This is a genomic window from Streptomyces sp. ID05-26A (assembly GCF_033794685.1).
Taxonomy (GTDB): Bacteria; Actinomycetota; Actinomycetes; order Mycobacteriales; family Pseudonocardiaceae; genus Lentzea.
In genome coordinates this window covers 2,473,570-2,498,457 of sequence record NZ_JARAYZ010000002.1, presented here as the reverse complement: position 1 = coordinate 2,498,457, position 24,888 = coordinate 2,473,570, and the positions used below count along the sequence as shown (strand labels likewise).

At 70.0% G+C, this 24,888-nt stretch carries 25 protein-coding genes; 17 read left to right on the top strand and 8 right to left on the bottom strand.

The features are described from left to right. Positions 1–26: 26 nt before the first annotated feature. Positions 27–767 (bottom strand): SIS domain-containing protein, encoded by a 741-nt coding sequence (locus PV646_RS27060; RefSeq protein ID WP_500344999.1) that lies wholly within the window; start codon positions 765–767, stop codon positions 27–29. Positions 768–870: 103 nt separating this feature from the next. Here PV646_RS27060 and PV646_RS27055 point away from each other — a divergent pair, with 103 nt between their 5' ends. Beyond that, the gene (locus tag PV646_RS27055; protein ID WP_500344998.1) at positions 871–1,053 is read left to right on the top strand and encodes a hypothetical protein; all 183 of its coding nucleotides are present in this window, start codon (positions 871–873) and stop codon (positions 1,051–1,053) included. Between the two features lie 4 nt (positions 1,054–1,057). On the opposite strand, the gene PV646_RS27050 is transcribed toward PV646_RS27055, so the two are convergent. After that, complete coding sequence (locus PV646_RS27050) at positions 1,058–2,008, bottom strand: ArsR/SmtB family transcription factor (protein WP_500344997.1); 951 nt, start codon at positions 2,006–2,008, stop codon at positions 1,058–1,060. A 226-nt stretch (positions 2,009–2,234) separates the two neighbouring features. Between PV646_RS27050 and PV646_RS27045 the strand changes: the two genes are divergently transcribed. Further along, entirely contained in the window at positions 2,235–2,843 is a 609-nt protein-coding gene (locus PV646_RS27045; protein ID WP_500344996.1) for a C39 family peptidase, read from the top strand. On the opposite strand, the gene PV646_RS27040 is transcribed toward PV646_RS27045, so the two are convergent. From PV646_RS27040 to PV646_RS27030, 3 genes are read right to left on the bottom strand one after another with little or no spacing between them, the layout of a single operon-like run. Continuing rightward, the gene (locus PV646_RS27040) at positions 2,818–3,393 is read right to left on the bottom strand and encodes a nucleotidyltransferase family protein (protein ID WP_500344995.1); all 576 of its coding nucleotides are present in this window, start codon (positions 3,391–3,393) and stop codon (positions 2,818–2,820) included. The two genes, PV646_RS27045 and PV646_RS27040, sit on opposite strands and share 26 nt — an antisense overlap. A gap of 10 nt (positions 3,394–3,403) precedes the next feature. Then, positions 3,404–4,066, bottom strand: a complete 663-nt coding sequence (locus tag PV646_RS27035) for a response regulator transcription factor (protein ID WP_500344994.1) — start codon at positions 4,064–4,066, stop codon at positions 3,404–3,406. Then, positions 4,063–5,187 (bottom strand): sensor histidine kinase, encoded by a 1,125-nt coding sequence (locus PV646_RS27030; protein ID WP_500344993.1) that lies wholly within the window; start codon positions 5,185–5,187, stop codon positions 4,063–4,065. Before PV646_RS27030 ends, PV646_RS27035 begins: the two co-directional genes overlap by 4 nt. 87 nt (positions 5,188–5,274) lie before the next feature. Here PV646_RS27030 and PV646_RS27025 point away from each other — a divergent pair, with 87 nt between their 5' ends. Continuing rightward, the gene (locus PV646_RS27025; RefSeq protein ID WP_500344992.1) at positions 5,275–6,693 is read left to right on the top strand and encodes a DUF1349 domain-containing protein; all 1,419 of its coding nucleotides are present in this window, start codon (positions 5,275–5,277) and stop codon (positions 6,691–6,693) included. Here the strand turns inward: PV646_RS27025 and PV646_RS27020 are convergent. Then, complete coding sequence (locus PV646_RS27020) at positions 6,626–7,450, bottom strand: alpha/beta fold hydrolase (protein ID WP_500344991.1); 825 nt, start codon at positions 7,448–7,450, stop codon at positions 6,626–6,628. The two genes, PV646_RS27025 and PV646_RS27020, sit on opposite strands and share 68 nt — an antisense overlap. Before the next feature lie 124 nt (positions 7,451–7,574). Here PV646_RS27020 and PV646_RS27015 point away from each other — a divergent pair, with 124 nt between their 5' ends. From PV646_RS27015 to shbA, 5 genes are all read left to right on the top strand, one after another. Beyond that, entirely contained in the window at positions 7,575–8,213 is a 639-nt protein-coding gene (locus tag PV646_RS27015; RefSeq protein ID WP_500344990.1) for an alpha/beta hydrolase, read from the top strand. After that, entirely contained in the window at positions 8,206–9,444 is a 1,239-nt protein-coding gene (locus PV646_RS27010) for an NAD(P)/FAD-dependent oxidoreductase (protein ID WP_500344989.1), read from the top strand. Before PV646_RS27015 ends, PV646_RS27010 begins: the two co-directional genes overlap by 8 nt. After that, positions 9,441–10,121: a DUF1365 domain-containing protein gene (locus tag PV646_RS27005; RefSeq protein WP_500344988.1), complete on the top strand. Its 681-nt coding sequence runs from the start codon at positions 9,441–9,443 to the stop codon at positions 10,119–10,121. Before PV646_RS27010 ends, PV646_RS27005 begins: the two co-directional genes overlap by 4 nt. Continuing rightward, a complete protein-coding gene (locus tag PV646_RS27000; protein ID WP_500344987.1) occupies positions 10,118–11,344 on the top strand; it encodes a class I SAM-dependent methyltransferase in 1,227 nt (408 codons plus the stop codon). The genes PV646_RS27005 and PV646_RS27000 overlap by 4 nt, the downstream gene beginning before the upstream one ends. A 230-nt stretch (positions 11,345–11,574) precedes the next feature. Next, positions 11,575–12,177 (top strand): RNA polymerase sigma factor ShbA, encoded by a 603-nt coding sequence (gene shbA, locus PV646_RS26995; protein ID WP_452253951.1) that lies wholly within the window; start codon positions 11,575–11,577, stop codon positions 12,175–12,177. Here the strand turns inward: shbA and PV646_RS26990 are convergent. Together PV646_RS26990 and PV646_RS26985 are read right to left on the bottom strand one after the other, a co-directional pair. Next, positions 12,140–12,823: an alpha/beta fold hydrolase gene (locus PV646_RS26990; RefSeq protein ID WP_500344986.1), complete on the bottom strand. Its 684-nt coding sequence runs from the start codon at positions 12,821–12,823 to the stop codon at positions 12,140–12,142. The genes shbA and PV646_RS26990 overlap by 38 nt on opposite strands. Positions 12,824–12,887: 64 nt before the next feature. Further along, positions 12,888–14,066 (bottom strand): MFS transporter, encoded by a 1,179-nt coding sequence (locus PV646_RS26985; protein WP_500344985.1) that lies wholly within the window; start codon positions 14,064–14,066, stop codon positions 12,888–12,890. Positions 14,067–14,116: 50 nt separating this feature from the next. On the opposite strand from PV646_RS26985, the gene PV646_RS26980 reads away from it, so the two are divergent. From PV646_RS26980 to PV646_RS26940, 9 genes are all read left to right on the top strand, one after another. After that, positions 14,117–15,157 carry a carbohydrate kinase family protein gene (locus tag PV646_RS26980; RefSeq protein WP_500344984.1) on the top strand — a complete coding sequence of 347 codons (1,041 nt, stop codon included), beginning with the start codon at positions 14,117–14,119 and terminating at the stop codon, positions 15,155–15,157. 99 nt (positions 15,158–15,256) lie between these two features. Next, on the top strand, positions 15,257–17,374 hold the full coding sequence (locus tag PV646_RS26975; protein WP_500344983.1) for a transglycosylase domain-containing protein: 2,118 nt from the start codon (positions 15,257–15,259) through the stop codon (positions 17,372–17,374). 705 nt (positions 17,375–18,079) lie between these two features. Beyond that, positions 18,080–18,871 (top strand): M23 family metallopeptidase, encoded by a 792-nt coding sequence (locus PV646_RS26970; RefSeq protein WP_500344982.1) that lies wholly within the window; start codon positions 18,080–18,082, stop codon positions 18,869–18,871. A 568-nt stretch (positions 18,872–19,439) separates the two neighbouring features. Then, entirely contained in the window at positions 19,440–20,948 is a 1,509-nt protein-coding gene (locus PV646_RS26965) for an HAL/PAL/TAL family ammonia-lyase (RefSeq protein ID WP_500344981.1), read from the top strand. Further along, complete coding sequence (locus PV646_RS26960) at positions 20,948–21,706, top strand: 3-methyl-L-tyrosine peroxygenase-related protein (RefSeq protein ID WP_500344980.1); 759 nt, start codon at positions 20,948–20,950, stop codon at positions 21,704–21,706. The genes PV646_RS26965 and PV646_RS26960 overlap by 1 nt, the downstream gene beginning before the upstream one ends. A 13-nt stretch (positions 21,707–21,719) precedes the next feature. Continuing rightward, on the top strand, positions 21,720–22,376 hold the full coding sequence (locus tag PV646_RS26955; RefSeq protein WP_500344979.1) for an O-methyltransferase: 657 nt from the start codon (positions 21,720–21,722) through the stop codon (positions 22,374–22,376). Positions 22,377–22,437: 61 nt separating this feature from the next. Then, complete coding sequence (locus PV646_RS26950; RefSeq protein WP_500344978.1) at positions 22,438–23,388, top strand: LLM class F420-dependent oxidoreductase; 951 nt, start codon at positions 22,438–22,440, stop codon at positions 23,386–23,388. 3 nt (positions 23,389–23,391) lie between these two features. Then, positions 23,392–23,964, top strand: coding sequence for a TetR/AcrR family transcriptional regulator (locus tag PV646_RS26945; protein ID WP_500344977.1), 573 nt, complete (start codon positions 23,392–23,394; stop codon positions 23,962–23,964). Beyond that, entirely contained in the window at positions 23,961–24,863 is a 903-nt protein-coding gene (locus PV646_RS26940; RefSeq protein WP_500344976.1) for a TIGR03619 family F420-dependent LLM class oxidoreductase, read from the top strand. Before PV646_RS26945 ends, PV646_RS26940 begins: the two co-directional genes overlap by 4 nt. Positions 24,864–24,888 lie beyond the last annotated feature (25 nt).

Sequence of the window (24,888 nt, the reverse complement as noted above, 5' to 3'; positions counted from 1 at the left end):
CGCAGAGGATCTGTGAGGGTTTCTACTCATCCGAGTTGCGGAATGCGGGTCTGGTAGTGGCGGAGCAGGTCGGCGTTGGCCGCGTCGCCGCCCTCCACGTTCGCGCTGCGCCACAACGGCAGTTGCACACCGGACTCGGTCGCCTTGTCGATCAGGCGGACCATCAGCAGGTTCCACAGGAACGTGGTCGCCAGCGTGGAGATCGCCGCGGTGACCGGGGCGTGCTCCGGGTAGGTCGAGTCACCGGGCGGGACCAGGTTGTCGAGGACGACGGTCGAGACCTCGGCCAGGGTCGCGCCCGCGCGGCGGGGAGCCTGCGCGCTGGACGCCACCGAGGTGACGCCGACGACCGGGCAGCCCCTGCTCGCGGCCTCCTGGGCCAGTTCGACGGGGTAGTAGTTGACGCCCGAGGTCGAGAACACGAACAGGACGTCGTGCGGCGCGAGACCCGACTCGCGCAGGACTTCGCCCGCGAGGCCGGAGCGCCGTTCGGCCGACGTGCTGCTGATCGCGCCGTGCATCGGGAGCAGTTCGGGGTGGTAGATCGGACGGACGCAGGCCAGGCCGCCCGCGCGGTAGAAGGTCTCGGCGACCGCCGCCAGCGAGTGCCCCGCACCTGCGGTGAGAAGGATTCCGTCCGCCTGGACGGCGGCCAGCACGAGCTCGGCCACGTCGTCGAGCGCGGCCGCGTTGTGCTGCTCGACGCGCGTCAGGTGCGTGCGCACGAGGTTGCCGTAGTCGGACCCGGTCACGGTGTCGGTCGTCATGCGGGTCAGTAGTACCGGATTGCAGATCACCTCACCAGTAACCCGCGCACCACAAACCTCGATACGCGCGATGAGGGGTGCGATGTCTCGTCGTGGACAGGGGGTGGGTTGGATCAGGCGGTACTTCTACTTCTGGGTGGTGCTGGTGGCGGTCTTCACGGCGGCAGCGGCCACGAACATCGCGCTGGCGGTGACCTACTCCGAGCTGTGGCCGGTGTGGGTGGCGCTGGTGCTGCTCGTCGTCGCCGGCGCGTGCGCGCGGGCGGCGGTCCGGGCGCGGCCCTGACACCTCACGCCAGCAGTTCGACGCCCAGCGCCGAGGCCGTGTGCAGCACCGAGTTGCGGTGCCGCTGGGCGACGGCCAGGCCGGCGTCGCGCAGCACCGAGGCGTGAGCACTGGCCGAGGCGGCCGAGATGCCCAGGCGGCGGGCCAGTTCCGTGGTGGTGCAGCCACCCGCGATGACCTGCAGGGCGGCGGCGCGGGTGCGGCCGAGCAACGCCTCCAGCGACCGCTTCCCCGCGCTCGTCACGTGCAGGTCGCGGGCGATCGGGTAGACGAGCACAGGCGTGCGGCTCGGGTCGCGCAGCATGATCGGCCGCTCCCGGCAGAAGTACGACGGCACGAGCACCAGGCCCTGGCCGTGCAGGTGGACGTCGCGCAGGGGGAAGCGGGACTCGATCGACAGCACCGGCCGTGCCCACGAGATCGTCGGGTGCAGCGCCGAGAGCACGCCCTCGCAGCCGGAGTCCAGGAAGGACCGCGCCCGCACCGCGCGGTCGGCGTCGACGACGGCGCGGACCTCGTCCCAGATCGGCGCCAGCGCGTGACCGTAGTAGCCGCGCAACGCGTCGCCGAGCGAGTCCAGCGTCGCCACGTCGCCGCTGGCCAGCAGGTGCGTGCGCGGGTCGAGACGCTGCTGGCGGCCCAGTTGCGCCAGGTCCGCGCGCAACGACTCCACCGGCGTGGACAGGACCGCGTCGATGCCCGCGTCGACCGCGCACGAGCCCGCGGTGGGCGTGAGGAAGTCGGGGGAGTAGCCGACCGGGGGTGCGAGCTGCAGCAGCCAGCGGGTGGTGCCGGGCAGCGTCGTCCGCACGGTCGCGCGCCACGGGCCGAACACCGGCGCCGCCGACCGCTGCCGCAACACGTGCAGGCTCAGCAGGATCTCCCACATCGGGTCGGGACCCGCGGCGACGCGCACCCTCGCCAGGTCCTCCGCCGTGAAGTGGACTCGCAGCACGGCAAGCAGAGTGGCACAGCGATCCGGGGCGTGTACGGCATTCGAGACCAGTGAGCCGAAAGGTGCACACCGCCCACGCTGAGTAGGTGCGCGCAGGTCTCGTAGTGCCCTCACCTGGCTTTTTAGGCTCTGCCCGAATGTCGTGGCGACTGTTCTGGTGCTCCCGCCAAGCTTCTGCCGAGCGCCGGGCAGGGGACCGGCGCCACCACTGAGGGGATCACTTCCGATGAGGCTTGCGAAGATCACCGGGGCCGTCGCCGCGCTCGGCGTCGCCCTGACCGTCCTGACCGCGCCGGTCGCGTTCGCCGCTCCCGGCGAGACCGTCATCCCGGCCGCCGCCGAGCTGGGTATCCAGGGCGAAGGCGTGCTGCCGCACCAGTTCCAGGTCCAGAAGACCGGCTACTGGTGCTCCGCTGCCGCCGCCCGCATCGCCCTGACGGCGCGGGGCAAGTACGTCGAGCAGTCCACGCTGGCGAGCTTCATGAAGGTCACGACGAACGGCCTGCCCAACATCAAGAACCTCGAGAACGCCCTCGACCACTACACCGGCTCGACCTACTACCAGGTCAAGCAGTGGTCGACCGACGCTCAGCTGCTGACGAAGCTCAAGGCCGACGTCGTCTACAACGCCAACCGCGGCCACGCGGTCGTCATCAACGTCATCCGCCTCAACGGCCGCAACTACTCCGGTGGCCACTACGCCACGATCGTCGGCTACCGCGCGGGCGGCACCGAGTTCGCCGTGTCCGACCCCGCCTACGCGGGTGGCGGGCTGCACTGGCTGAGCGCCTCGAACGTCTCGTCGGGCATCAAGCTCCGCCGGTACGTCGCCTGAGGTCCTCGGGCTGATCGACGTCCGAGCCGTCCGCCACGTCAGCGCACTCGACGTGGCGGACGGTGTTCGACCGGAGGTAGTCCCGTGCTCCCTGGTCGCCCGCCGCCGACGCCATGACGCCCGCGAAGTGGTCGGACCCGATCAGCACGGGGTGCCCGACCTCGCCGTCGTAGGTGGCCCTGGCCAGCGCTTTCGGCTCGGCCAGCGCCATCAGCCGGTGCAGGGCCGCGACGGTGACCCCCGGCGTGTCCACGGGCAGGACCAGCACCGCGTCCGCGCTGCCGGCCGCGTGCAGACCGGTGCGCAGCGACGAGCCCATGCCGGTGTCCCAGTGCGGGTTGTCGACGACGGTCACGCCTTCGAGCCTCGCCTGCCGCCGCACTTCGGACGCCTGCGCGCCGAGCACCACGACGACCGGCGCGCACCCGGCGGCCCTGAGGAGTTCCGCGGCCGAGTCGACGAAGAGCTTGCCGTCCAACGGGACGAGGGCCTTGGGGGAGCCGAACCGGCGGCCGGCCCCCGCGGCGAGAAGAAGACCGGCCACGCGCATGGCGTCGAATCTAGACGCTCCCGTCGATCCGGTAGCCGATTCCCGGTGTCGTCGCGATGACCGGTGGCTGGCCGAGCTTGCGGCGCAACCGGCCCACCGTCACGGTCACGGTGTTGGTGAACGGGTCCGCGTGCTCGTCCCACACCCGCTCCAGCAGTGCCTCGGCGCTCAGGAAGCCGGGATGCGCTCCCAGCAGCGCTTCCAGGACGGCGAACTCCTTCACCGAGAGGGTGAGTTGCCGTCCGTCGCGCACGGCGGTCCGGCGCACCGGGTCCAGCTCGATCCCGCCGGCGCGCAACGTCGGGGGCCTCGCGTCCGGTCTGCGACGGGCCAGCGCCCGGACGCGCAGGACGAGCTCCGGGAAGTGGAACGGCTTGGCGAGGTAGTCGTCGGCACCCAGGGTCAGCCCGCTGACCCGGTCACCGGGCGCGCCCGCCGCGGTCAGCATCAGCACCATCGGCCGGCCGGCCCGCTCGATGATCATGCGGCACAGCACGTCACCGTGGAGGCCGGGCAGGTCCCGGTCCAGGAGCACCACGTCGTACGGCGCGAGGTCGAGGCCCGCGACGACCAGCCCGTCGTGCGCGAGGTCGACGGCCATCCCCTGGTCGCGGAGTCCTTCCGCGACGACCTCGGCGAGGGCGTGGTCGTCTTCGACGACGAGGACCCTCACGCGGTCACCGGCACCTTCGCGGCAGGCAGCGTGACCGACGCGCTCAGGCCGCCCTCCGGCAGTGCGCGCAGGTCGAGCCGGCCGCCGTGCGCGGCGGCGATGGCGGCCACGATGGACAGACCCAGTCCCGACGAGCCGACGCGCTCGCCGCCGAGTCGTTCGAAGGGCTGCGCCAGCCGGTCGACCTCACGCTGGTCGAAGACGGGCCCGCCGGTCTCGACGACCAGCACCACGTTCTCCTCGGCCGCGGAGCCGGTGACCTCGACCCGTCCGCCGGGCTCGTTGTGCTGCACGGCGTTGTCGACGACGTTGCCCACCAGTCGTGCCAGCAATGCCGGACTGCCGTGGGCGACCGTTCCCCGCAGTACGTCCACCGTCACGACCAGCCCCTTCGCCTCGATCGCGGCGGACTGCTCGTGCAAGGCGTCACCAGCGAGCTCACCGAGGTCGACGGGAATGGAGTCGGCCGGCGCGCCGTGCTGCGCCCTGGCCAGCACGAGGAACCCGTCGAGCAGGTGGTCGACCCGGTCCAGCTGCACGCGCAGGCGGTCGGCGAGCGCCACCGTCGAGGCCGCCGGATCGGGCTTGGCGACCGCGACGTCCAGGGAGGCCCGCATCGTCGCCAGGGGAGTGCGCAGCTCGTGGGAGGCGTTGGCGGCGAAGCGGCGTTGCGCGGTGAACGACACCTCGAGCCGTTCGAGCAGCTCGTCGATGGTGTCGGCGAGGCCCTTCACCTCGTCGGCCGGGCCGGTGACCGCCAGCCGCCGGTCCAGGCTGTCGGCGGAGATGCGCCGGGTGGCGCTCGTGATCGTCCGCAACGGCCGCAGCACGCGCCGTGCCAGCACCCGGCCGGCCAGCAGCGAGACGACGGCCATCACGAGCAGCGCCAGCGCCGATCCGGCCAGCATTCGGCGTGCCTGCTGCGCGTGCACCTCGTCCAGTTGTCGTTGCAACTGCTGGATTTGCTGCTGTGCCGCGTCCTGGGACGGCGGGTTCCCGGCGGGCGCGGTGTCGCTCATGCCGCCGGACAGCACGAAGGTCAGGACCAACAACCCGACGCCGGACACGAGGAACACGGCGGCGTACAGGATCGTGAACCTGGCACCGGCGGTTCTGCTCATGCCGTCAGCATGCCCGCGACGACCTAACAACGGCATGACAAGGCGAGTTCGGGCCGTGTTAGCCGTTGATCTGTAGACCCATCGGCCATGTCGAGCACCACGCTTCTCCGTCGCGAGTGGACCGCGTTCCGCAGTCCGGGTCGTCTGATCGCCCTGGCCGCCGCGGCCCTCGTCGTCATCGCACTGGGCCTGCTGTTCGCCCCCGGCACCTCGTCCGGCGTCAGCGACGAGTTCTGGTTCCGGCACCAGGACCTCGGCCGTGACGGCGCCATCACGGTCCGGATGACGGCGATGACCGGGACGATCACCTACCCGCCGCCGGGCCACGACCAGATCGTCCCCGGGCTCGTGCCGTGGGCGAAGGCCGGGATCATCGTCAAGGACGGCCCGCGGCAGGGCTCGCCGTACGCGGCGCTCGCGATGACCGGTGGCCACGGTGTCCGGTTCCAGCACGACTACGTGCACGACGTCGCCGGAAACGCGGGCAGCGTCTCGGAGCAGTCCCCGCGCTGGCTGAGGCTGACCCGTTCCGGCGACACCGTCACCGGTTCCGAGTCGGCGGACGGCGAGCAGTGGCACGTCGTCGGAACCGCTGAGCTCGCCGGGCTGCCGGAGACCGTGCAGATCGGACTCTTCGCCACGTCGCCGGGCGATCTCACGCTCCGCGAGACCGCTCTCGGAGGCACGATCGAGGAGGTTCGGTTCACTCAGGCCGTCGGCGTCTTCGACAACGTGGAGGTCCAGGGAGGAACGGGCTCGTGGAACAGCGAGCCGGTCGGCGAGATGAACCACACGGACTGGGAGAAGTTCCACAACGCGGCAGGCGCCGTGGAGAAGGACGGCGTCGTCACCATCAGCGGCAGCGGCGACATCGGGCCGATCGGTGAAGGCGGTCCGCGCGGCGTTGAGAAGACGTTGTCCGGCCTGGTGATCGCGTTGATCATCGTGCTCGTCCTCGGGGCCCGCCACGGCGCCCGCGGCCCGTCGTCCCGGCAGGCGATCGCGGTCCAGGCGGCCGTCCTCGGATCGGCCACCTTCGTCACCGGCCTGCTCGCCTCCGGCATCGTCGTCGCGACCGCCGAGACTTCGTCGCTGACCGGTGTCCGGGTGGTCGTCGGTGTCGCCGCGGCGCTCGCGCTCTGCGCCGTCTTCTCGTACGGGCTCGGCGTGTGGTTGCGCCGTGGCTGGGCGGCGATCCTCGCCGGACTGGTACTGGTCGCCGTGCCCTACGCCGTCACGGGGGTGCCGCTGCTGCCCGACGTGGTCGCGGAGTGGCTGCTCCGGCTCACCCCGGCCGCGGGCTTCGCCGTCAAACAGACGATGGTGGAGTATCCGCAGGTGACGGCCCACTACGCGCCGTCGGCCGGGTACTTCCCACTGCCGGGGTGGGCCGGGTTCGCCGTGCTCTGCGCTTACACGGCGGCCGTGCTGTGGCTGGCTAGCCCAGGTTCTCCAGGATCAGCGAGGACGCCGCTTCCGGGATCTCCTCGGGAATCCAGTGGCTGACGTCCTCGACCATCTCGAACCGGTACGGCCCGGTGCACCACTTCTCGGTCTCGAATGCCGCGAACGACCCGAACGCGACGTCCTCGGTGCTCCACACGTACATGGTCTTCACACTGACCTTGTCCGCGGCCCCGTGCGGCTTGCCGGCGCGGTACCAGTTGAGCGCGGCCGTGAGCGCGCCCGGCTCGGACAGCCGCTGGACGTACTCCTCGACGTGCGAGGGCCGGATCCGCCACTCGAACATCTGCTTGATGGCCTGGGCGTTGTTGTCGAGCATGCGCTTCTCGGTGCTGCGCTCACGCCAGTCGCGCATGTACTGCGACCGCATCGCCTGCTCCTCGTCGGTCTGCAGCGCGGTCTTCAACGCGCCGGGGTGCGGCGTGGAGAAGACGGTGAGGGTGCGCAGGCGTTCGGGGTGCTCGATCGCGGTCCACCACGCGACGGCGCCGCCCCAGTCGTGGCCGACCAGGTCGAACGTGTCCCAGCCCTGCGAGTCCGCGATCGCGATCACGTCCTCGACCAGGTGCGTGACCGTGTACTCGGACACCTGTTCCGGGCGCACGCCGGGGGAGTAGCCGCGCTGGTCGGGGGCGACGGCGCGGAAGCCGTTCACGCCGAGGACCGCGACCTGGTGCTCCCACTCGATGGCGGCCTCGGGAAAGCCGTGCAGCAGCAGCACCGGGCGGCCGTCCTCGGGACCGGACGCGATGGCGTCGAAGGAACCGGCCTCGGTGGAGATGCTGATGTGGTCGATCACGGGTTCGGACACTACCTGTGTGAGCTGGCTCTCATCGGGCGAGCCAACTGGCGTGGCCTCCCGAACATCAAGTGTGCATCCGCATGTAGACGTGGCGAAACCACAGGGCGATACGAATGCCGTCGTGTTAGTGCTGCACGGTGGACGGGAACACGGCACGGATCCGGTCCGGCGCCTCAACCTCGCGTACCTGCGGATGGTTCCGCTGGCCCGCGCGCTGCGCGCCCCCGGCGTCGAGGTCTGGAACCTCCGCTACCGGGTGCGCGGGTGGAACGCGCCGAGCCTCGACCCGGTGAAGGACGCCCGGTGGGCGCTCGACCGGATCTCCGAACTCCACCCCGGCAAGCCGATCGTGCTCGTCGGGCACTCGATGGGCGGGCGGACCGCGCTGCGCGTCGCCGGGCATCCGAGCGTGGTCGCCGTGTGCGCGCTGGCGCCGTGGCTCGTGCCCGGAGAGCCGTTCGAGCAGCTCAGGGGCAAGGCGCTGCTCATCGCGCACGGGGACATGGAGCGGATGACGGACCCGGCGAAGTCGCTGGCGTTCGCGCGGCAGGCCAAGACCGTGACGGACCGGGTGGCGCGGTTCAGCGTCGTCGGCGACGGGCACGCGATGCTCAAGAGGGCGAAGGACTGGACCCGGCTGGTCGTAGCTTTCGTCCACGGTGAGCTCGGGCTCGAACCGGTGGCACCGGACATCGCGAATGCGATGCGAGAGGCCTCGCCGCGAGGCCTCGACGTGCCGTTGGGAGGCTCGCGTGGCTGAGGTCGCCGTCATCGGAGCAGGGGTTGCCGGGCTCACGGCCGCTTACGTGTTGCAGCGCAAGCACGACGTGACGCTGTTCGAGGCCGACGACCGGCTCGGTGGCCACGCGCACACGCACGACATCGGCGGCACGGCCGTCGACTCCGGGTTCATCGTCCACAACGAACGGACCTACCCGAACCTGATCAGGCTGTTCCGCGAGCTCGGCGTGTCCACTCAGGACTCCGAGATGTCGATGAGCGTGCGCTGCGACGGCTGCGGTCTCGAGTACGCCGGGGCCCGGAAGCTGCCCGGCCTGTTCGCACAGCCGAAGAACGCGGCCAACGGCCGGTACCTGCGGATGCTCGCCGAGGTCACCCGGTTCTACAAGCACGCCCAGCGCGTCCTCGCCCACGAGGAGGCGCACGACGTCACGCTCGGCGCGTTCCTCGCGATCGGCGGGTACAGCCGCTACTTCGTCGACCACTTCATCATCCCGCTGGTCAGCGCGGTGTGGTCGTCCGGTGCCGCGCTGAGCATGAAGTACCCGGCCTGGTACCTGTTCGAGTTCCTCGCGAACCACGGGATGCTCGCCATCGGCGGCACCCCGCAGTGGAAGACCGTGGTCGGCGGCTCGCGCACCTACGTCGAACGCGCCGTGAAGGGTCTCAAGGCCGTGCACGTCGGCACGCCCGTGCGGGCCGTGACGCGCACCGCCGCGGGCGTGGAGGTCCGCGACGAGAACAACGTGCTGCACACCGCGGACCACGTCGTCATCGCCACGCACCCGGACCAGGCGCTGGGCCTGCTGGCCGACCCGACGCGCGAGGAGAAGGAGGTGCTCGGCGCCTTCCGGTACTCCCGCAACGAGACGTGGCTGCACACCGACGCCTCGATCCTGCCGCGGGCTGCCGGCGCGCGGGCGTCGTGGAACCTCTACAAGCGCGCCTGCCGGGAAGCGAACGACCAGGTGCTCGTCAGCTACCACATGAACCGGCTGATGCGGCTCGACGAACCCCGCGACTTCGTCGTCACGCTCAACCCGCACGACGTGAACCCGGACCGGGTACTGGCGAAGATGGTCTACGAGCACCCGATCTACACGCCGGAGTCCGTTGCCGCGCAACGACGTCTGACCCAGATCAACACCGGCACGACGGCCTACGCCGGCGCGTACCACGGCTGGGGCTTCCACGAGGACGGCTGCGCCTCCGGCGTGCGTGCGGCCCAGCACTTCGGGGTTGCGTGGTGATCTACGACGTCCTCATCACCCACCAGCGCCGCGAGTTGCTCGACCGGTCGTTCAGCCACCGCGCCTACATGTGGCTGGTCGACCTCGACGGACTGCCGCGCCTTCCCCTGTGGGCGCGGCCGTTCGCGAGGTTCGAGGCCCGCGACCACCTCGGGTCGCCGGACAAGACCATCCGCGAGAACCTGGACGAGTGGCTGGCCGGGCACGGGATCGACCTCGGCGGCGGGCAGGTCCTGATGCTCGCCAACGCGCGCGTGCTCGGTTACGTCTTCAACCCGCTGTCCGTGTACTGGTGCCACGACGCTGCCGGAGAGCTCGTGTGCGTCGTCGCGGAAGTGCACAACACCTACGGCGGACGGCACTGCTATCTGCTGCGCACCGACGACAAGGGCCGTGCGTCGGTGGACAAGGAGTTCTACGTCTCCCCGTTCCTGGAAGTCGACGGCCACTACGTGATGAAGCTGCCGAAGCCAGGAGCCCAACTGTCCGTGACCATCGCGTTGCGGCAGAACGGGAAGACGACCTTCAGCGCGACGATGAAGGGCGAGCGCAGTTCGGGACTGCGCATGCTGCTACGCCGTCCGCTGATGCCCCAGCGCGTGTCCGCGTTGATCCGCCGCCACGGAATCGCGCTCTACCTCAGGCGCGTCCCGATCATCCCCAGGAGTGATGGATGAGCACGTTGTCCTTGCCCCGTCCCGGTCAGGGCATCTGGCCAGGGCTCTTCAAGGCACCGCGTTCGCCGATGCGCGCCCGCATCGCCGAGTCGCTGTTCCGAAACGCCGTGCGCACGTTGCCGGTGACCGTGCAGTTCCCCGACGGCAGGACGTGGGGAGCGGGTGGCCCGGTGATGCGGCTCGCCCGTCCCGACGAGTTCTTCCACCGCCTCGGCGCCGACGCCAAGATCGGCTTCGGCGAGGCCTACATGGTGGGCGACTGGGTGTCCGACGAGCTCGCGGACGTGCTCGCGGTGTTCGCGGCCAAGCTCTCGACCCTGATCCCGCCCGGCCTGCAGCGGATGCGGCGGTGGGCCGAGCGGCGGCAGACCGAGGTCAACGACGTCGCGGGCTCGCGGCAGAACATCCACCGGCACTACGACCTGTCGAACGAGCTGTTCGCGCTGTTCCTCGACGAGACGATGACGTACTCGTCGGCGTTGTTCGACCGGGGCGAGACCGACCTGCGCACGGCCCAGTTGCGCAAGATCGACGGTGTGCTCGACTACGCCGGCGTCCGGTCCGGCTCCCGCGTGCTGGAGATCGGCACGGGCTGGGGCGCGCTCGCCATCCGGGCGGCGCAGCGGGGTGCCACGGTCACGTCGCTGACCATCTCCGCCGAACAGCGCAAGCTGGCGCTGGACCGGGTGAGGGACGCGGGTCTCCACGATCGGGTGACGGTCGAGCTGCGTGACTACCGAGAGGAGCACGGTCAGTACGACGCCGTCGTCAGCGTCGAGATGATCGAGGCAGTCGGTGCCGAATACTGGCCCGAGTACTTCTCGATGCTCGACCGCGTGCTGGCTCCGGGAGGCCGCGTCGGTCTGCAGGCGATCACCATGCCGCACGACCGCATGATCGCGAGCAAGGCCAGCTACACCTGGATCCACAAGTACATCTTCCCCGGCGGGCTCATCCCGTCCGTGCGGTCGATCGAGGAGTCGGTGCGCGACCACACCCGGCTGCGGATCGCCGAGACCCGGTCGTTCGGCGACGACTACGCCGAGACCCTCCGCCGCTGGCGCGAAACGTTCCTCACCCGTTGGGACGAGGTGCGGGACCTGGGCTTCGACGACACGTTCCGCCGGATGTGGGAGTTCTACCTGGCCTACTCGGAGGCAGGTTTCCGGGTCGGATACCTCGGAGTGCAGCAATTCGGCATGGCCGAAAGACTGGGCCGTTAGGACCACGTTCTACCCCAAAAGGGTGCTGCTCACCCCACCCGACTGGACTTCGTGGTCCTCTTTGAAGCAGGCGGTATCAATCGGCTCGCTGCGGTCTCTTCTTCAGTGAAGCCCCCAGTGTCGCTGTAGTGGAGGAGGTCGCCGGGATGGTTATGCCCACAGCCGTGCGGACCGGTGGCGGTGTCGGCGTCCTCAGTGCCGAGGAGGCTTGGAATTCGCCAACGGTGCCCATGCGCCGTCGGGTGCGCCAAGCGCCGGTCTCCAACCAGTGGCTCGCCGAAGCCGAGTTCGCCGACCTCGTCGATGCCGCTCTTGCCGGAGACAGACGGGCGGTCGAGCACCTGCTCGGCCGCATCCAGCCGCTGATCGTGCGCTACTGCCGCGCCCGTGTCGGCGGCAGGGAGCGCACGCTGGTCTCAGCGGAGGACATCGCGCAGGAGGTGTGCGTGGCGGTGCTCGGCGCGTTGTCGAAGTACCGCTACGAACCCGGCTCGTTCCTCGCGTTCGTGTACGGCATCGCCGCGCACAAGGTCGCCGACGCGCGCCGCCGCGCCGTCCGCAACCGCGCCGAGGTCGTGCCGGAGCTGCCGGACTGCCCCTCGCTGGAGACCGGCCCGGAACAGCACGCGGTCAACGGCGAGATGATGGCCCAGGTCACGCGCCTGCTGCACAAGCTCCCGGCCCGCCAGCGCGAGATCCTCGTGCTGCGGGTGGCCGTGGGCCTGTCCGCCGAGGAGGTCGCGCTGGCGGTCGCCTCGACCCCCGGTGCTGTGCGGGTGGCACAGCACCGGGCGCTCACCCGGATGCGGGAGATGATCGCCGAGGAAGGCTGACGCGCTCGATGATCGCGGCGAGTTCTCGCGGGCAGGACAGGAACGGGGAGTGTCCTGCATCGAGACGTTCCGCGGTGGTCGCTCTTCCCGCCATGGCCTCCTGGGCCGGTGGCGGGATCGCGTTGTCCTTCTCGCAGATGACGTAGGTGCTGGGTGTGCGGTGCCAGGCCGCGTCCGTGACCTGGTCGGTGAAGGCCTTCCTGCTCTGCGGCAGGAGTTCGCCGGTCGGCGGGTCCTCGACGTCGTTGAAGAAGACGGTCTCCGGCGTCAGCGCGTGGACGACGTCTTCTTCCGCGCGCCACCACGGCGGGGGCGTGCCGCCGACCATGCCGAGGAGCGAGTCGCCGACGTCCGGCAGGAACGCGGCCACGTAGACGAGGTGCTGGACGTCGGGTGTGGCCGCCTGCGTCGCCGGGATGCCACCGTAGGAGTGCGCGACGATCACCGTCGGACCGTCGATCGCGTCCCTGATCGCTTCGGCGTCGTCGTGCATGCCGTGCCTGGGCGCGCCTGCCGGCGCCACGCTGGGCAGGTCGACGGTGCCGACCCTCCAGCCGTTGGAATCGAGGAGGGTGCGCAGCGGTTCCCAGCACCAGGAGCCGTGCCAGGCGCCGTGCACCAGCAGCAGAGCGGGGCGTTCGGACATGTCCTCAGTGGACGCTCCACCCGGTGCCGCCGCAAAGCCCGGGCTTCCGCTGGCCGGAAGACTCTCACGTCCGCAGGTCGCTGAACCCCGCGATCATCGCCGTGACCAGCACCAACGCCCCGAAAGTCAGCAACGCGACCGCGCCGCCGGCGAGGTCCGCCAGCAGCGCCCCGACCACCGGGGCAACGGGAGTGAGCCCACGGCTGGCGAAGTTCAGCAAGGCGTCCATGCGCCCCATCAGCTCGTCGGGCACCAACGCGGTGAAGACGGCGCCCACGGAGACGTTGAGCAACGGCGTGCCGATCGCGGTGAGCATGAGAGGCACGAACGGCCACCACGCGCCGAACGGGAGTGCCATCGCCATCATGCTCGCGCCGAACAGGGTGAGCACCGCGACTACCAGGCGGCCCGGCGTCATGGTGACCTTGGGCGACAGCAGGGCGCCCAGGACACCGCCCACGCCGATGCCCGTGAGCACCAGGCCCACGAGCCAGTCGGAACCGCCGCGCTCCTTGACCAGCCACATGATCGGGAGCATCGAGGCCGCGCCGAGCAGGTTCAGGGTCAGGAAGATCGCGATGATGTTGCGCAGCCCGCGCTGGTGCCACAGCCAGGTCCACGGCTCGCGCAGGTCCTGGAGCATGCGCTGACGTGCGCGCTGCTCGGTGCGTGGCGGGATCTTGGCGAACCAGGCGCACACGGCCGCGATGAGGAACGACAGGGCGTCGCCGACGAACGGGACCGAGCGGCCCAGGCCGAAGAGCAGCGCGCCGAGGGACGGCCCGGCCAGGTACGCCACGTGGGTGCGTGCCTCCTCCTGCGCGAACGCGGCCTTGAGCTGGCCGGCGGGCACGACCTCCTTGATCGCGGTGGCCCTGGCCGGGCCGGTGAACGCGGTGCAGACGCCGTCCACCGCCGCCAGCACCAGGAACAGGGGGATGGAGTCGAGGCCGGTGACGACGTTGACCGCCATCACCGCGACCGCCACGGCCTGGGTGGTCTGACTCCAGACCAGGACCCTGCCGCGGTCCCAGCGGTCCACCCACACACCCGCCGGCATCTGGGTCAGGATCAGCGCCGCCGCCCGCACGCCCGCGATCACGCCCGCCCAGAAGAGCGAGCCGGTGACCGCGAGGATCAGCAGGGGGACCGCGACCGTCGTGAGCTGGGTGCCGAGCTGGGAGACCGCGCTGCCCAGCCAGAGGAGCTGGAACTGGACGTTTTTCCTGAGCGGCACCGCCATGCGGACGTTTCTAACGCATGATCACCGGCCGCGGGTGGCAAGGTCTACCCATGGCTGACCCCGGCGCCGAACCCGCCTACGACGTGCTGCTCACCGGCACCGTGTTCCTCGACATCATCTTCACCGGCCTGCCCCGCCCACCGGAGCCGGGGACCGAGGTGTGGGCCGACGGCCTCGGGTCGTGTCCCGGAGGCATCGCGAACCTCGCGGTGGCGCTGCGCCGGCTCGAACTGAAGACCGCGCTCGCGGCGGCGTTCGGCGAGGACGCGTACGGCGACTTCTGCTGGGACGTGCTCGCGGACCAGGAGGGCGTCGACCTCTCTTACTGTCGTCGCTTCTACGGATGGCACTCGCCCGTGACCGTGTCCATGGCGATGGAACGCGACCGCAGCATGGTCACGCACGGGCACAAGTCGCCCGTCATCGCGGACGACCTCTTCGCGCCGCCGCCGACGACCAAAGCGTGCTTCGTGCACATCCAGGCGGAGGACGAGCAGTGGGTGCGCACGGCGAAGGAGAACGGCGCTCTGCTGTTCGCCGACATCGGCTGGGACCGCACCGGGGCCTGGTCACCCGAGCTGCTGCGCCGGCTCGACGGATATGACGTGTTCCTCCCGAACCACGTGGAGGCGCAGGGCTACACCCGCACCGACACGCCCGAGGCCGCCGCGCGCAGGCTCGCCGAGCACGTGCCCGTGGTGGTCGTCACACGTGGCGGCGGGGGAGCGGTCGCCGTCGACAGCGCCACCGGCGAGTGCGTGGACGTGCCGGGCCTGAACGTCGCGCAACTCGACGCGACAGGTGCCGGTGACGTGTTTGGCGCGGGGTTCGTGATGGGCACTCTGGCCGGGTGGCCACTCGAACACCGGGTGCGGTTCGCGAACCTCTGCGCCGCGCTGTCCGTGCAACATTTCGGTGGCTCGCTGTCGGCTCCGGGCTGGGGAGACATCGCGGTCTGGTGGCGGACGGTGAGCAGGCGGCCGGACGAGGAGCTGTCGCGGTACGGGTTCCTCGACGACCTGCTTCCCGACCACGCGGGGGTCGAGGTGCGCAGGGCCAGCCCGACGATCGGACTGCGGTTGCTCCGGTAGGTTGGAAAACAGTCGATCAGCGGACGCAACCTAATGGGCCTTCCGCGCGACTTATACGTGTAGAGAGTCTCTGGGGATTTGCTCGGAAGGAGTTGCGGGTTGTTCGCCGCACGCGCGTCAGGCTTGGTCAAGTTGCTGGGGTTGTGCCTGACTGCGGGCGTTCTCCTCGCCGCGATGGTGTTCCCGTTCGTCGGAGGTCTCGGACTCGCGTCCAACCGCGCGGCCGACACGGTCGACCAGACGTCGGGTGACCTCGCGAAGGGGGAGCTGCCGCTCGTCACCACCATCCAGGACATGAACGGCGACCCGATCGCCTACCTCTACGACCAGTACCGCATCCCGTTGGAGTCCAAGGACATCGCGGACACCATGAAGGGTGCGATCCTGGCCATTGAGGACAAACGGTTCTTCGAGCACCAGGGCGTCGACTGGCAGGGCATCGCCCGTGCCGCCGCCAAGGCCGGTGTGGACGGTGGGGCGACGCAGGGCGCGTCGACGCTCACCCAGCAGTACGTGAAGAACTACATGGCGTTCGTGCTCGGCGCCGACAACGAGCAGGAAGCCTGGGAGAAGGCCACCGAGGCGACCATCGGCCGCAAGATGCGCGAGGCGCGCGTCGCGTTGCAGCTCGAGCAGCAGATGAGCAAGGACGAGATCCTCACCGGCTACCTCAACATCGTGCCGCTGGGCAACCAGACCTACGGTGTCGGCGCGGCGGCGAAGGCGTACTTCAACACCACCGCCGACAAGCTGACCGTCCCGCAGGCCGCGCTGCTCGCCGCGATCGCGAACCGGCCCTCCTCGCTCAACCCCGGCGCCTCCCCGGAGAAGGCGCTGGAGCGCCGCAACATCGTCATCGACAAGATGCGCGAGAACGGCGCGTTCGGCGCCGACGAGACCGAGGCGAAGAAGAAGGCCGAGGAGTTCAAGGCCCAGCCGATGGGCATCGTCGAGGACCTGCAGATCCTGCCCAAGGGCTGCGTCGGTTCCGGTGACGGCCCGATCTACGGCTTCTTCTGCGACTACCTGCTCGACTACCTGCGCACCGCCGGCATCACGAACAAGGAACTGCAGCGCGGCGGCCTCACCATCAAGACCACGATGGACCCGAAGGCCACCAAGGCCGCGAAGCAGTCGGCCGAGCAGCAGGTGCCGAAGACCCAGAACGGCATCGCGAACGTCATGTCCGTCGTGCAGCCGGGCACCGACAAGCACCGCGTGCGCGCCCTCGTCGCCTCCCGCGACTACGGCAACAAGGCCGAGCTCGGCCAGGTCGCCCGCCCCGTGCCCGCCGAGGTCCTGCCGTTCGGTCCGGGCTCGGTGAACAAGATCTTCACCGCCGCCGCGGCCCTCGAACGCAACGTCATCGGCATCGACAAGCCGATGGACGTCCCGAAGGTCTACTACTCGAGGGTCTACCCCAACGGTGGCGCGCCGTGGAAGGTCGAGAACGCGGGCACCTACGGCGAGAAGATGACGCTGACCCAGGCCCTCGCGCAGTCCCCGAACACGGGCTTCGTGATCCTGCAGGAGAAGGCGGGCCTCAGCCAGACCGTGGACATGGCGTACCGCCTGGGCATGCGCGAAACCCTCCAGGGCGCGAACCGGTCGGGCGAGCCCCTGAAGCAGGACAAGTCGAACGGCCCGTCGCAGGGCGACTGGACGAAGCAGAACAACGCGGGCTCCTACACCCTCGGCCCGGGCGCCACCAGCGTCCTCGAACTGGCGAACGTGGCGGCGACCATCGTCTCCGGCGGCACCTGGTGCCCGCCGAGCCCGGTGGAACAGGTCGTCGACCGCTACGGCAAGCCGATGCAGCTCAAGGAACTGCCCTGTGAGCAGGCCGTGAACTCCGACCTGGCGAACTCGCTGGCCCAGGGCATGTCCCACGACACCACCGGCAGCGGCACGGCGGCCGACGCGGCTCGCGGCAGCGGCTGGAACCGCCCGACCATCGGCAAGACGGGCACCACCGAAGAGCACAAGTCGGTCGCCTTCCTGGCCGCGACCCCGCAGTACGCGGGCGCCGTCATGACCTACGCCGACGGCAACCGCCCCGAGGTGATCTGCGCGAACCCGATCCGCCTGTGCGGCGGTAGCAGGTCGGGTGTGTTCGGTGGCCAGGTCGCGGCACCCACCTGGTTCAACGCGATGAAGGTGATCCACGAGGGTCTGCCGGTGGCTCCGCTGCCGCCGGCGGCTGCCAGGTACAAGTAAGTCTCGCTCGGTCAGGGGCCGTCGGACGCCAGGTGCGTCCGGCGGCCCTTTGTGTTGCGTGGGGCTGGTCGGGACGGTTCGCGAGGGGCTGTGTGGGCAGGCCGGGAGGGGTCGGGTCGGGTCAGGTGCGTCGGTCTGGTGGGGCAGGGGCGGTGCTGAGCGGGCAGGCGGAGTGGACCGGGTAGCGGCGATGACCGGCACCGGCTCGTGTCTGCCCGCGCAACCACCCACGCAAGGTGACGCGACCCGTACAGGCCGGCCATCCCGCTGGAACCCGACGCCTCAACGCAAGCCCCGTACTCCCGCCAGGCACGGGCGTGCCCAAACGACCTCGACCACCCGAAGTGACCACCCCGAGGCCGTTCGTCCCCGCCCCCGTCCCCGGCAAACCTTTCACGATAAAGCGACTGACCAGTACAAACACCAGCCCGGGGATTGGTTCAGAACGCGGTGACCATGCCCTGAACCAGGTGATTACCCAAAGTGACCAGCAGTGGGCCTAATCACCTGAACCCCCACTTCGCTTGCCCGCGTCGGTCACGCGAGGTTACGTTCTGCGCCGCATGTCACGGTTCGATAACCGCAAGGACACGGAACGCCCCCGAAGCGGTCCAGTCCACCACCGGGCCCCCGAAGCCCGCAGCCAGGCCCCCGACGCCAGGCGCAGCGCGGTTGCCGAACTCCCCCGAGTGCATGGAGGCAGTTTTGGCACGGCATCGAGCGAAGGGTCCGCTGGTCGACGTCATCACCAGAGTGGACCTGGACCGCAAGAAGGCCGTCGCGGTGGTTGTCGCCGCGGGCGCCCTTGCCGGCGCCGGTTTCGCCCAGGCGGCCACCACCGTCAGCCCGGTCGATCGCATCATCGCCCCTGTGGCGGCCACGAAGAACCTCGCCGCGGCGATGACCGCGCCGCCGCAGCAGCAGGGTCCGCAGACGATTCACTCCGTCGCGACCGGGTCCGAGGCTCGCAAGCTCCTGCAGGCCGAGCAGATCCAGGCGCAGTTCCACGTCGCCGAGGCGCTCAAGTCCGCCGAGGGCGCGTACGCGCAGCGTCAGGAGGCCGCCAAGGTCGAGGCGGCCCGTGTCGCCGCCGAGGAAGAGGCGAAGCGGCCCAAGTGCGTGCGGCCCGCCCAGGGGTCGTTCACGTCCGGCTTCGGTGCCCGGTGGGGGACCAGCCACAACGGCATCGACATCGCGAACGCCATCGGCACGCCGATCGTCTCCGTCATGGACGGCACGGTCGTCGAGGCCGGGCCCGCGTCCGGGTTCGGGCTGTGGGTTCGCGTTCAGCACGACGACGGCACCATCACCGTCTACGGGCACATGAACACCATCGACGTGCCGCAGGGCGCCAAGGTCAAGGCCGGGCAGCAGATCGCGACGATCGGCAACCGCGGGCAGTCGACCGGGCCGCACGTGCACTTCGAGGTGTGGGCCGCCGGCGGTCAGAAGATCAACCCGGTCGGCTGGCTCGCCGAGCGCGGTGTGAGCCTGTAACTCGGCCGCCTGATCACGAGAAGTCCCGGTAGTCTCCGGCCACGCCGTCGTGCACGACGCACGGCGGCGTGGCCGTGTTCGAGCCCGGCACAAGGGAAAGCCGCGTTCGAGGCGGTGACAGCGCGCCCCATTCGGGTCAACGGAGCGATTCCCCGGGCCTTCGTGGTCACGCAAGGCGACGTCGTGATGGACGAGTCGCGGTGGCCGAGGTGGCGCCCCGCGTGCGGATCCGCCAGGTTGAGTCCGTGCGAGAGCTGAAGAGGTCCGTTTCAGGCAAGATCCCGCGCCGTCTCCTGAGGGACGGCTCGCGGTGAGGCTGCCGATCACCGTTGTCGTTGGTGTGAAAGGACATTCTCTTGCGGTGACGACAGGTTCACCCCAGTGGACCAGTCCACCGATCTTTTGGGCCGAATCGTGCGCGGAGAGTTCGATCACCTCCCTGGCGGCTTGAAGGTGCCTGCGCGGAGCTGAGAAATTTTCCTCGCTTAGTGCGTACATAAGGCCCTTCCTCGCTGACTGGTCTACCGGGATCGTCGCGAGTGGCTCCCCACAGTCCTCAGGAGGCATCGTGCCTGTCGGAACCTCTTCTGCTGCCCTGAATCTGGCCGCGCACCTCGAACCGGCGCAGCTCGAACTCGCCCGCGACCCGCTGCACGTCGTACTGCCGGCGGACGTGCGCGACCGGATCGCGCGGTGTCGCGAGTTCGTGCTCGAAGTCAGCGCGTCCGGACGCGCGATCTACGGTGTCACAACGGGTTTCGGCCCGCTGGTGGAGTTCGCGGGCCGCGCGGACAGCGCCGGTCAGTGCGACAACACCATAATCCACCTCATAGTCGGCCACGGTGAACTGTTACCGCCGGCCGTGGCTCGTGCGGCCGTGCTCGCCCGGCTTTTCTCGTTGGCGCAAGGGCGATCTGGAGTGTCCCAGCAGGTCGTGGACTCGCTGACTGCCATGCTGGACACCGAATTCGCCCCAGCCGTACCACGATTGGGCTCGGTCGGAGCCAGTGGTGATCTCCAGCCGCTGGCCTATGTGGCACATGCGTTGCGTGGTAACGGCAACGCGTTCTTCCAAGGAAGACTGATGCCCGCTGCGGAAGCGCTTACACGGGCCGGGCTGAACACACTCGTGCTCGACGGACGGGACGCGCTCGCGTTGGTGAACGGCATCTCGGTGACGGCTGCGGCGCTCGGACTCGCTGTCGCGCAGGCAGTTAGGGCACACCGCACGGCGGAGTTGTTGTCCGCCTTGATGACCGACGTGCTGGGATGCGGCACCGAGTTCATGTCGGTTGGACTACTGGCCGCGTTCGGGCATCCGGACGTCGCTGAAACGGGTGCGTCCATCAGGACGTGGCTCGAGGGCAGCACACCGTCGGGCGAACGGTCGCTGCAGGAGCCCTACAGCATCCGTTGCACACCACAGTTGATCGGCGCGGCCGGCACGAGCGTGCGGCACGCGGACGAGGTGGTGCGCCGCGACCTGAACGGCGTGAGCGACAACCCGTTGTTCTTCCCGGAGACCGGGGAGGTCGTGCACGGCGGCAACTTCTTCGGCCAGCCCAGCGCTTTCGCGGCCGATCAGCTCAACGTCGCCCTGGTGCAGCTGGGCAACCTGGCCGAACGCCAGCTGGACCTGCTGGTGGATCCTCACCGCAGCAACGGGTTGCCGCCGATGCTGAGCCCGCTGCCCGGTCAGCACCACGCGTTGCAGGGCGTGCAGCTCTCGATGACCGCCACCGTCGCCGCGATGCGCAGGGCCGCCGCGCCCGCCTCCATGCAGAGCCTGCCGACGAACCTGCACAACCAGGACGTCGTGCCGTTCGGCACGCAGGCCGCGCTCACCGCGCTGGACCAGGCGAAGCTGTTGCGGTACCTGCACGCCGGGGTCGCGCTCGCGTTGCGCCAGGCCGTGCACGTCGGCGCGCGCCGCCCGCAGGCGCCCCGGCTCGCGGCGGTGTTCGACCGGCTGGCGCTGGAGGTGCCGCCGATCGTGGAAGATCGGCCACTGGACGTCTCGCTGGGCCGGGTGGCGGACGTCCTCGACGCCCTCGTGTCCGAAGTGGAGGGTGTTTGATGAGTGCTCCCGTCTGTCTCCCCGCGTGGGGGCACACCTGGGTGGACCTGCCCGTGCTGCGGATGCCGATGCCGGGCACGGAATTGATTCCGTGCGCGAACGGCTGCTTCCAGCTGCCGATCTCCATCCGCACCCCGGAGGATCCGGTGGAACACGCCGTGCACCGGTGGTTTCTCGGCCATCACGGCGCGTTTCTGGTCTGGAAGTTTCTTTCGGCTTCACTCGATCGGCTGATACGCGAGCCTGATTCGCAGTCAGTCGGCCTGACTGCGCTTGGATACGACGCGTACTCGGTGATGCTCGCCTATTCGGGCAGTTGTTCCCGTGAGATGTACGAGGACGTCATCCGGCCGATGATGGTGACGTTCGACCCGGCGTTCAGCGGGCGGTGGGCACGTGACTACGAGCCCCTGCCCGGCCTGTTGCGCCGGGCTCGTGCCGCACTGGGGCCCGTGGCGGCGCAACCGCTCTCCTCCGCGAGCAAGGCGAACCTGTTGGCACACATGGAGGTCATGCGCAGACTCGTGCCCGGCGGCCCGTCGCTGCTGCGCGAGTCCGGCCGGTCGCGCACGACCACCACCGACGCCGAGCGCGCCCGGTTCGACGAGTTCTTCCTCGTCAGCCGGGAGAACGTGTGCGTGAGCCGCTACCGCGCCCACCGCGCCGCCGTCTTGTCCGCGATCGGTCACGACCTCGCGAAACGCCCGCTGGGGAGCGAGTGCGGAGAGACACTCAGAAAGTTCGCCACCCGACTATGAGAGAAGGCCGCGCGTGAACGACTTCAAGGCCGTGGTCATGACCCCGCAGATCTACCGCTACGTGCGCGAGCAGGCAGGCCGGCCCAGCGCGGTGCAGGAGAAGCTCATCGCCCGCACGCTGGAGCTCGGCGACTCGGCGGAGATGCAGATCCCGCACGAGCAGGCGGTGCTGCTGTCGTTGCTGGTCAAGCTCACCGGCGCGCAGACCGTGGTCGAGGTCGGCACCTACACCGGGTACTCCACGCTGGCGTTCGCGCAGGCGCTTCCCCCGTCCGGCAAGGTCATCACCTGCGACGTCTCGCCCGAGTGGACCGCGATCGCCGAGGAGGCGTGGCAGGCGGCGGGCGTGCGCGACCGGATCGAGCTGAGACTCGGGGCGGCCGCCCAGACGCTCGCCGAGATGCCGGAGGAACCGGTCATCGACCTGGTCTTCATCGACGCGGACAAGGTCGGGTACGTCCACTACTGGGACCTGCTGGTGCCGCGCGTCCGGCAGGGCGGCCTGCTGCTCGCCGACAACACCCTCTACTACGGCGAGGCCGCCGCCGACCAGCCGGAGGGCAACGCCGCCGCGATCGACGCCTTCAACAGGTTCGTGCGCACCGACCCGCGGGTGGAGTCGGTGCTGGTGCCCATCGCGGACGGGCTGACCATGGCCCGCAAGAGGTGAGGTTGTGGGCATACCGACCGGTCGGTAGGGTGGCGGCGAAGCTGCTGACCGGGAGGCGTTCATGGCTCGTTGGGGAATCACGCTGCCGCTGATCGGCGTGCCGGTGCTGGAGCACCGCGCGCTGGTGTCCGAGCTCGCCGGGCTCGGCTACACGGACGTGTGGTCGGCCGAGACGACGGGCACCGACGCGTTCACACCACTCGCCCTGGCCGCGCAGTGGTCCTCCGAACTGCGTTTCGGCCCGGCGATCGCGCCCGTCTACACGCGCGGCCCCGCCACGCTGGCGATGACCGCCGCGACGCTCGCGGAGGTGACCGGTGGCCGGTTCGTGCTGGGCATCGGCTCGTCGTCGCCCGCGATCGTGCAGCGCTGGAACGCGATCCCGTTCGAGGAGCCGTTCAAGCGCACCCGCGACACGCTGCGCTTCCTGAAGTCCGCGCTCGCGGGGGAGAAGGTCTCCGCCGACTACGACACGTTCTCGGTGAAGGGCTTCAAGCTGGAGCGCCCGCCGGCCGAGAAGGTGCCGATCATGCTCGCGGCGCTGCGCCCGAACATGCTGCGCCTGGCCGGACGTGAGGCGGACGGCGCGATCACGAACTGGCTGGCAGCCTCCGACGTGCCGCAGGTGCGCGAGGAACTGGGCGACGCCGAGCTCGCGGCCCGGATCTTCGTCTGCCCGACCGAGGACGCCGACGCCGCACGGGCGCTGGGACGCATGCTGATCAGCACCTACCTGACCGTGCCCGCCTACGCGGCGTTCCACGACTGGCTGGGCCGTGGCGAGGCGCTGCGCCCGATGCACGAGGCGTGGGCCGCGGGCGACCGCAAGGCCGCGTCGAAGTCGATCCCGGACGAGGTCGTGGACGCGCTGGTCGTGCACGGGTCGGCCGACCAGTGCCGCGACCGCGTGGCCGAGTACCAGGCGAACGGCGTCGACACCCCGATCATCGCGCTGCTCCCGACCGGTGGAGACCAGGTCGAGCAGGTGCGGGCGCTCGCACCCCAGAGGTAGCCGATGTCCAGCGCGACCGAGCAGAAGATCATCGACGCGGCCGTGCGCCTGTTCGCGTCGCAGGGCTACGACGCGACCTCGGTGCAGGAGGTCGTCAACGCCGCCGGTATCACCAAGGGCGCGCTCTACCACTACTTCCGCTCCAAGGACGACCTGCTCTTCGAGATCTACCGGCTGCTGATCACGGCCCAGGCGGCCGACATGGACCGGATCATCGGCCTCGGCCTGCCCGCCGGCGAGACGGTGCGCGAGATCCTGGCGTCTCTCGTCACCTCGACGGCCGAACGGGTCGACGAGACGGCGGTGTTCGTCCGCGAGCTGCACCGGCTCGGCGAGGACCGGATGACGGACTTCCGCGCCGAACGCCGCCGCTACCACGAGACGTTCCTCGCGGTCGTGGAGAAGGGGCAGGCGGACGGCGAGTTCAGCTCGCTCGTCCCCGCCGACACGGTCGTGCGGATCGCGCTCGGCGTGGTGAACCAGCTGCCGATGTGGTTCCGGCCGGACGGACCGAAAACGCCTGGTCAGCTCGCCGGGGAGATCGGCGACTTCGTGCTGGCGGGGCTGGCCGCGTGAAACTCGGACTCGCCCTGCCCCAGTACGGCCGCTTCGCCGACCCCGCTCTCACGCTGAGGGTCGCCGCCGAGGCCGAGGCCATGGGGTTCGACAGCCTGTGGGTCGGGGACCGGCTGCTGCTCCCGACCGCGCCGCGCGACCGCTACGTCAGCCGCGACGGCGTGATCCCGCCCGAGTACGAGAACTTCCTGGACCCGCTGACCCTGCTCGCCGCGGTGGCGGCGACGACCTCGCGAGCCAGGCTCGGCACGAGCACCCTCAACGCGCTGTGGCAGCCACCCGCGCTGCTCGCCCGCACCGTGGCCACGCTCGACCAGGTCAGCGGCGGCCGGATCGACCTCGGCATCGGTGTCGGGTGGTCGCGTGACGAGTACCAGGCGGTGGGGGTGCCGTGGGAGGGTCGTGGCGCCCGGCTGGAGGAGACGCTCGACGTCCTGGACGCCTTCTGGTCCGGCGACGTCGTGCGGCACGAAGGTCCGTTGTGGACGGTGCCGGAGTCGGTCGTGAAGGCCAAGCCGGTCCGGCGTCCGCCGGTGCTGCTCGCGGGGCTGGTGCCGGCCGCGTTCACGCGCATCGCACGGCGTGCGGACGGCTGGCTCGCCGTCGGCCTGCCGCTGCCGATGCTGACCGCGACCATCGCGTCGATGCGCAAGCAGGCCTCGGCGTTCGGCCGCGATCCCGACCTGCTGCGGTGTCCGTTGCGGATCAACCCGCACATCACGGCCGAGAAGGCCGATCCGGCGCACGTGCCGCACACCGGCACGATCGGGCAGGTCGCGGACTACGTGCGGACGGTCGACGGGGTCGTGGACGAGGTGTTCGCCGACTTCCAGCAGACCGCTGGATCCGTCGAGGAGTACCTGGAGCTCGCGGGACGGCTGCGCGCGGCCGTCCGGTAACGGCGGGAGACAGCGGATCGACCTC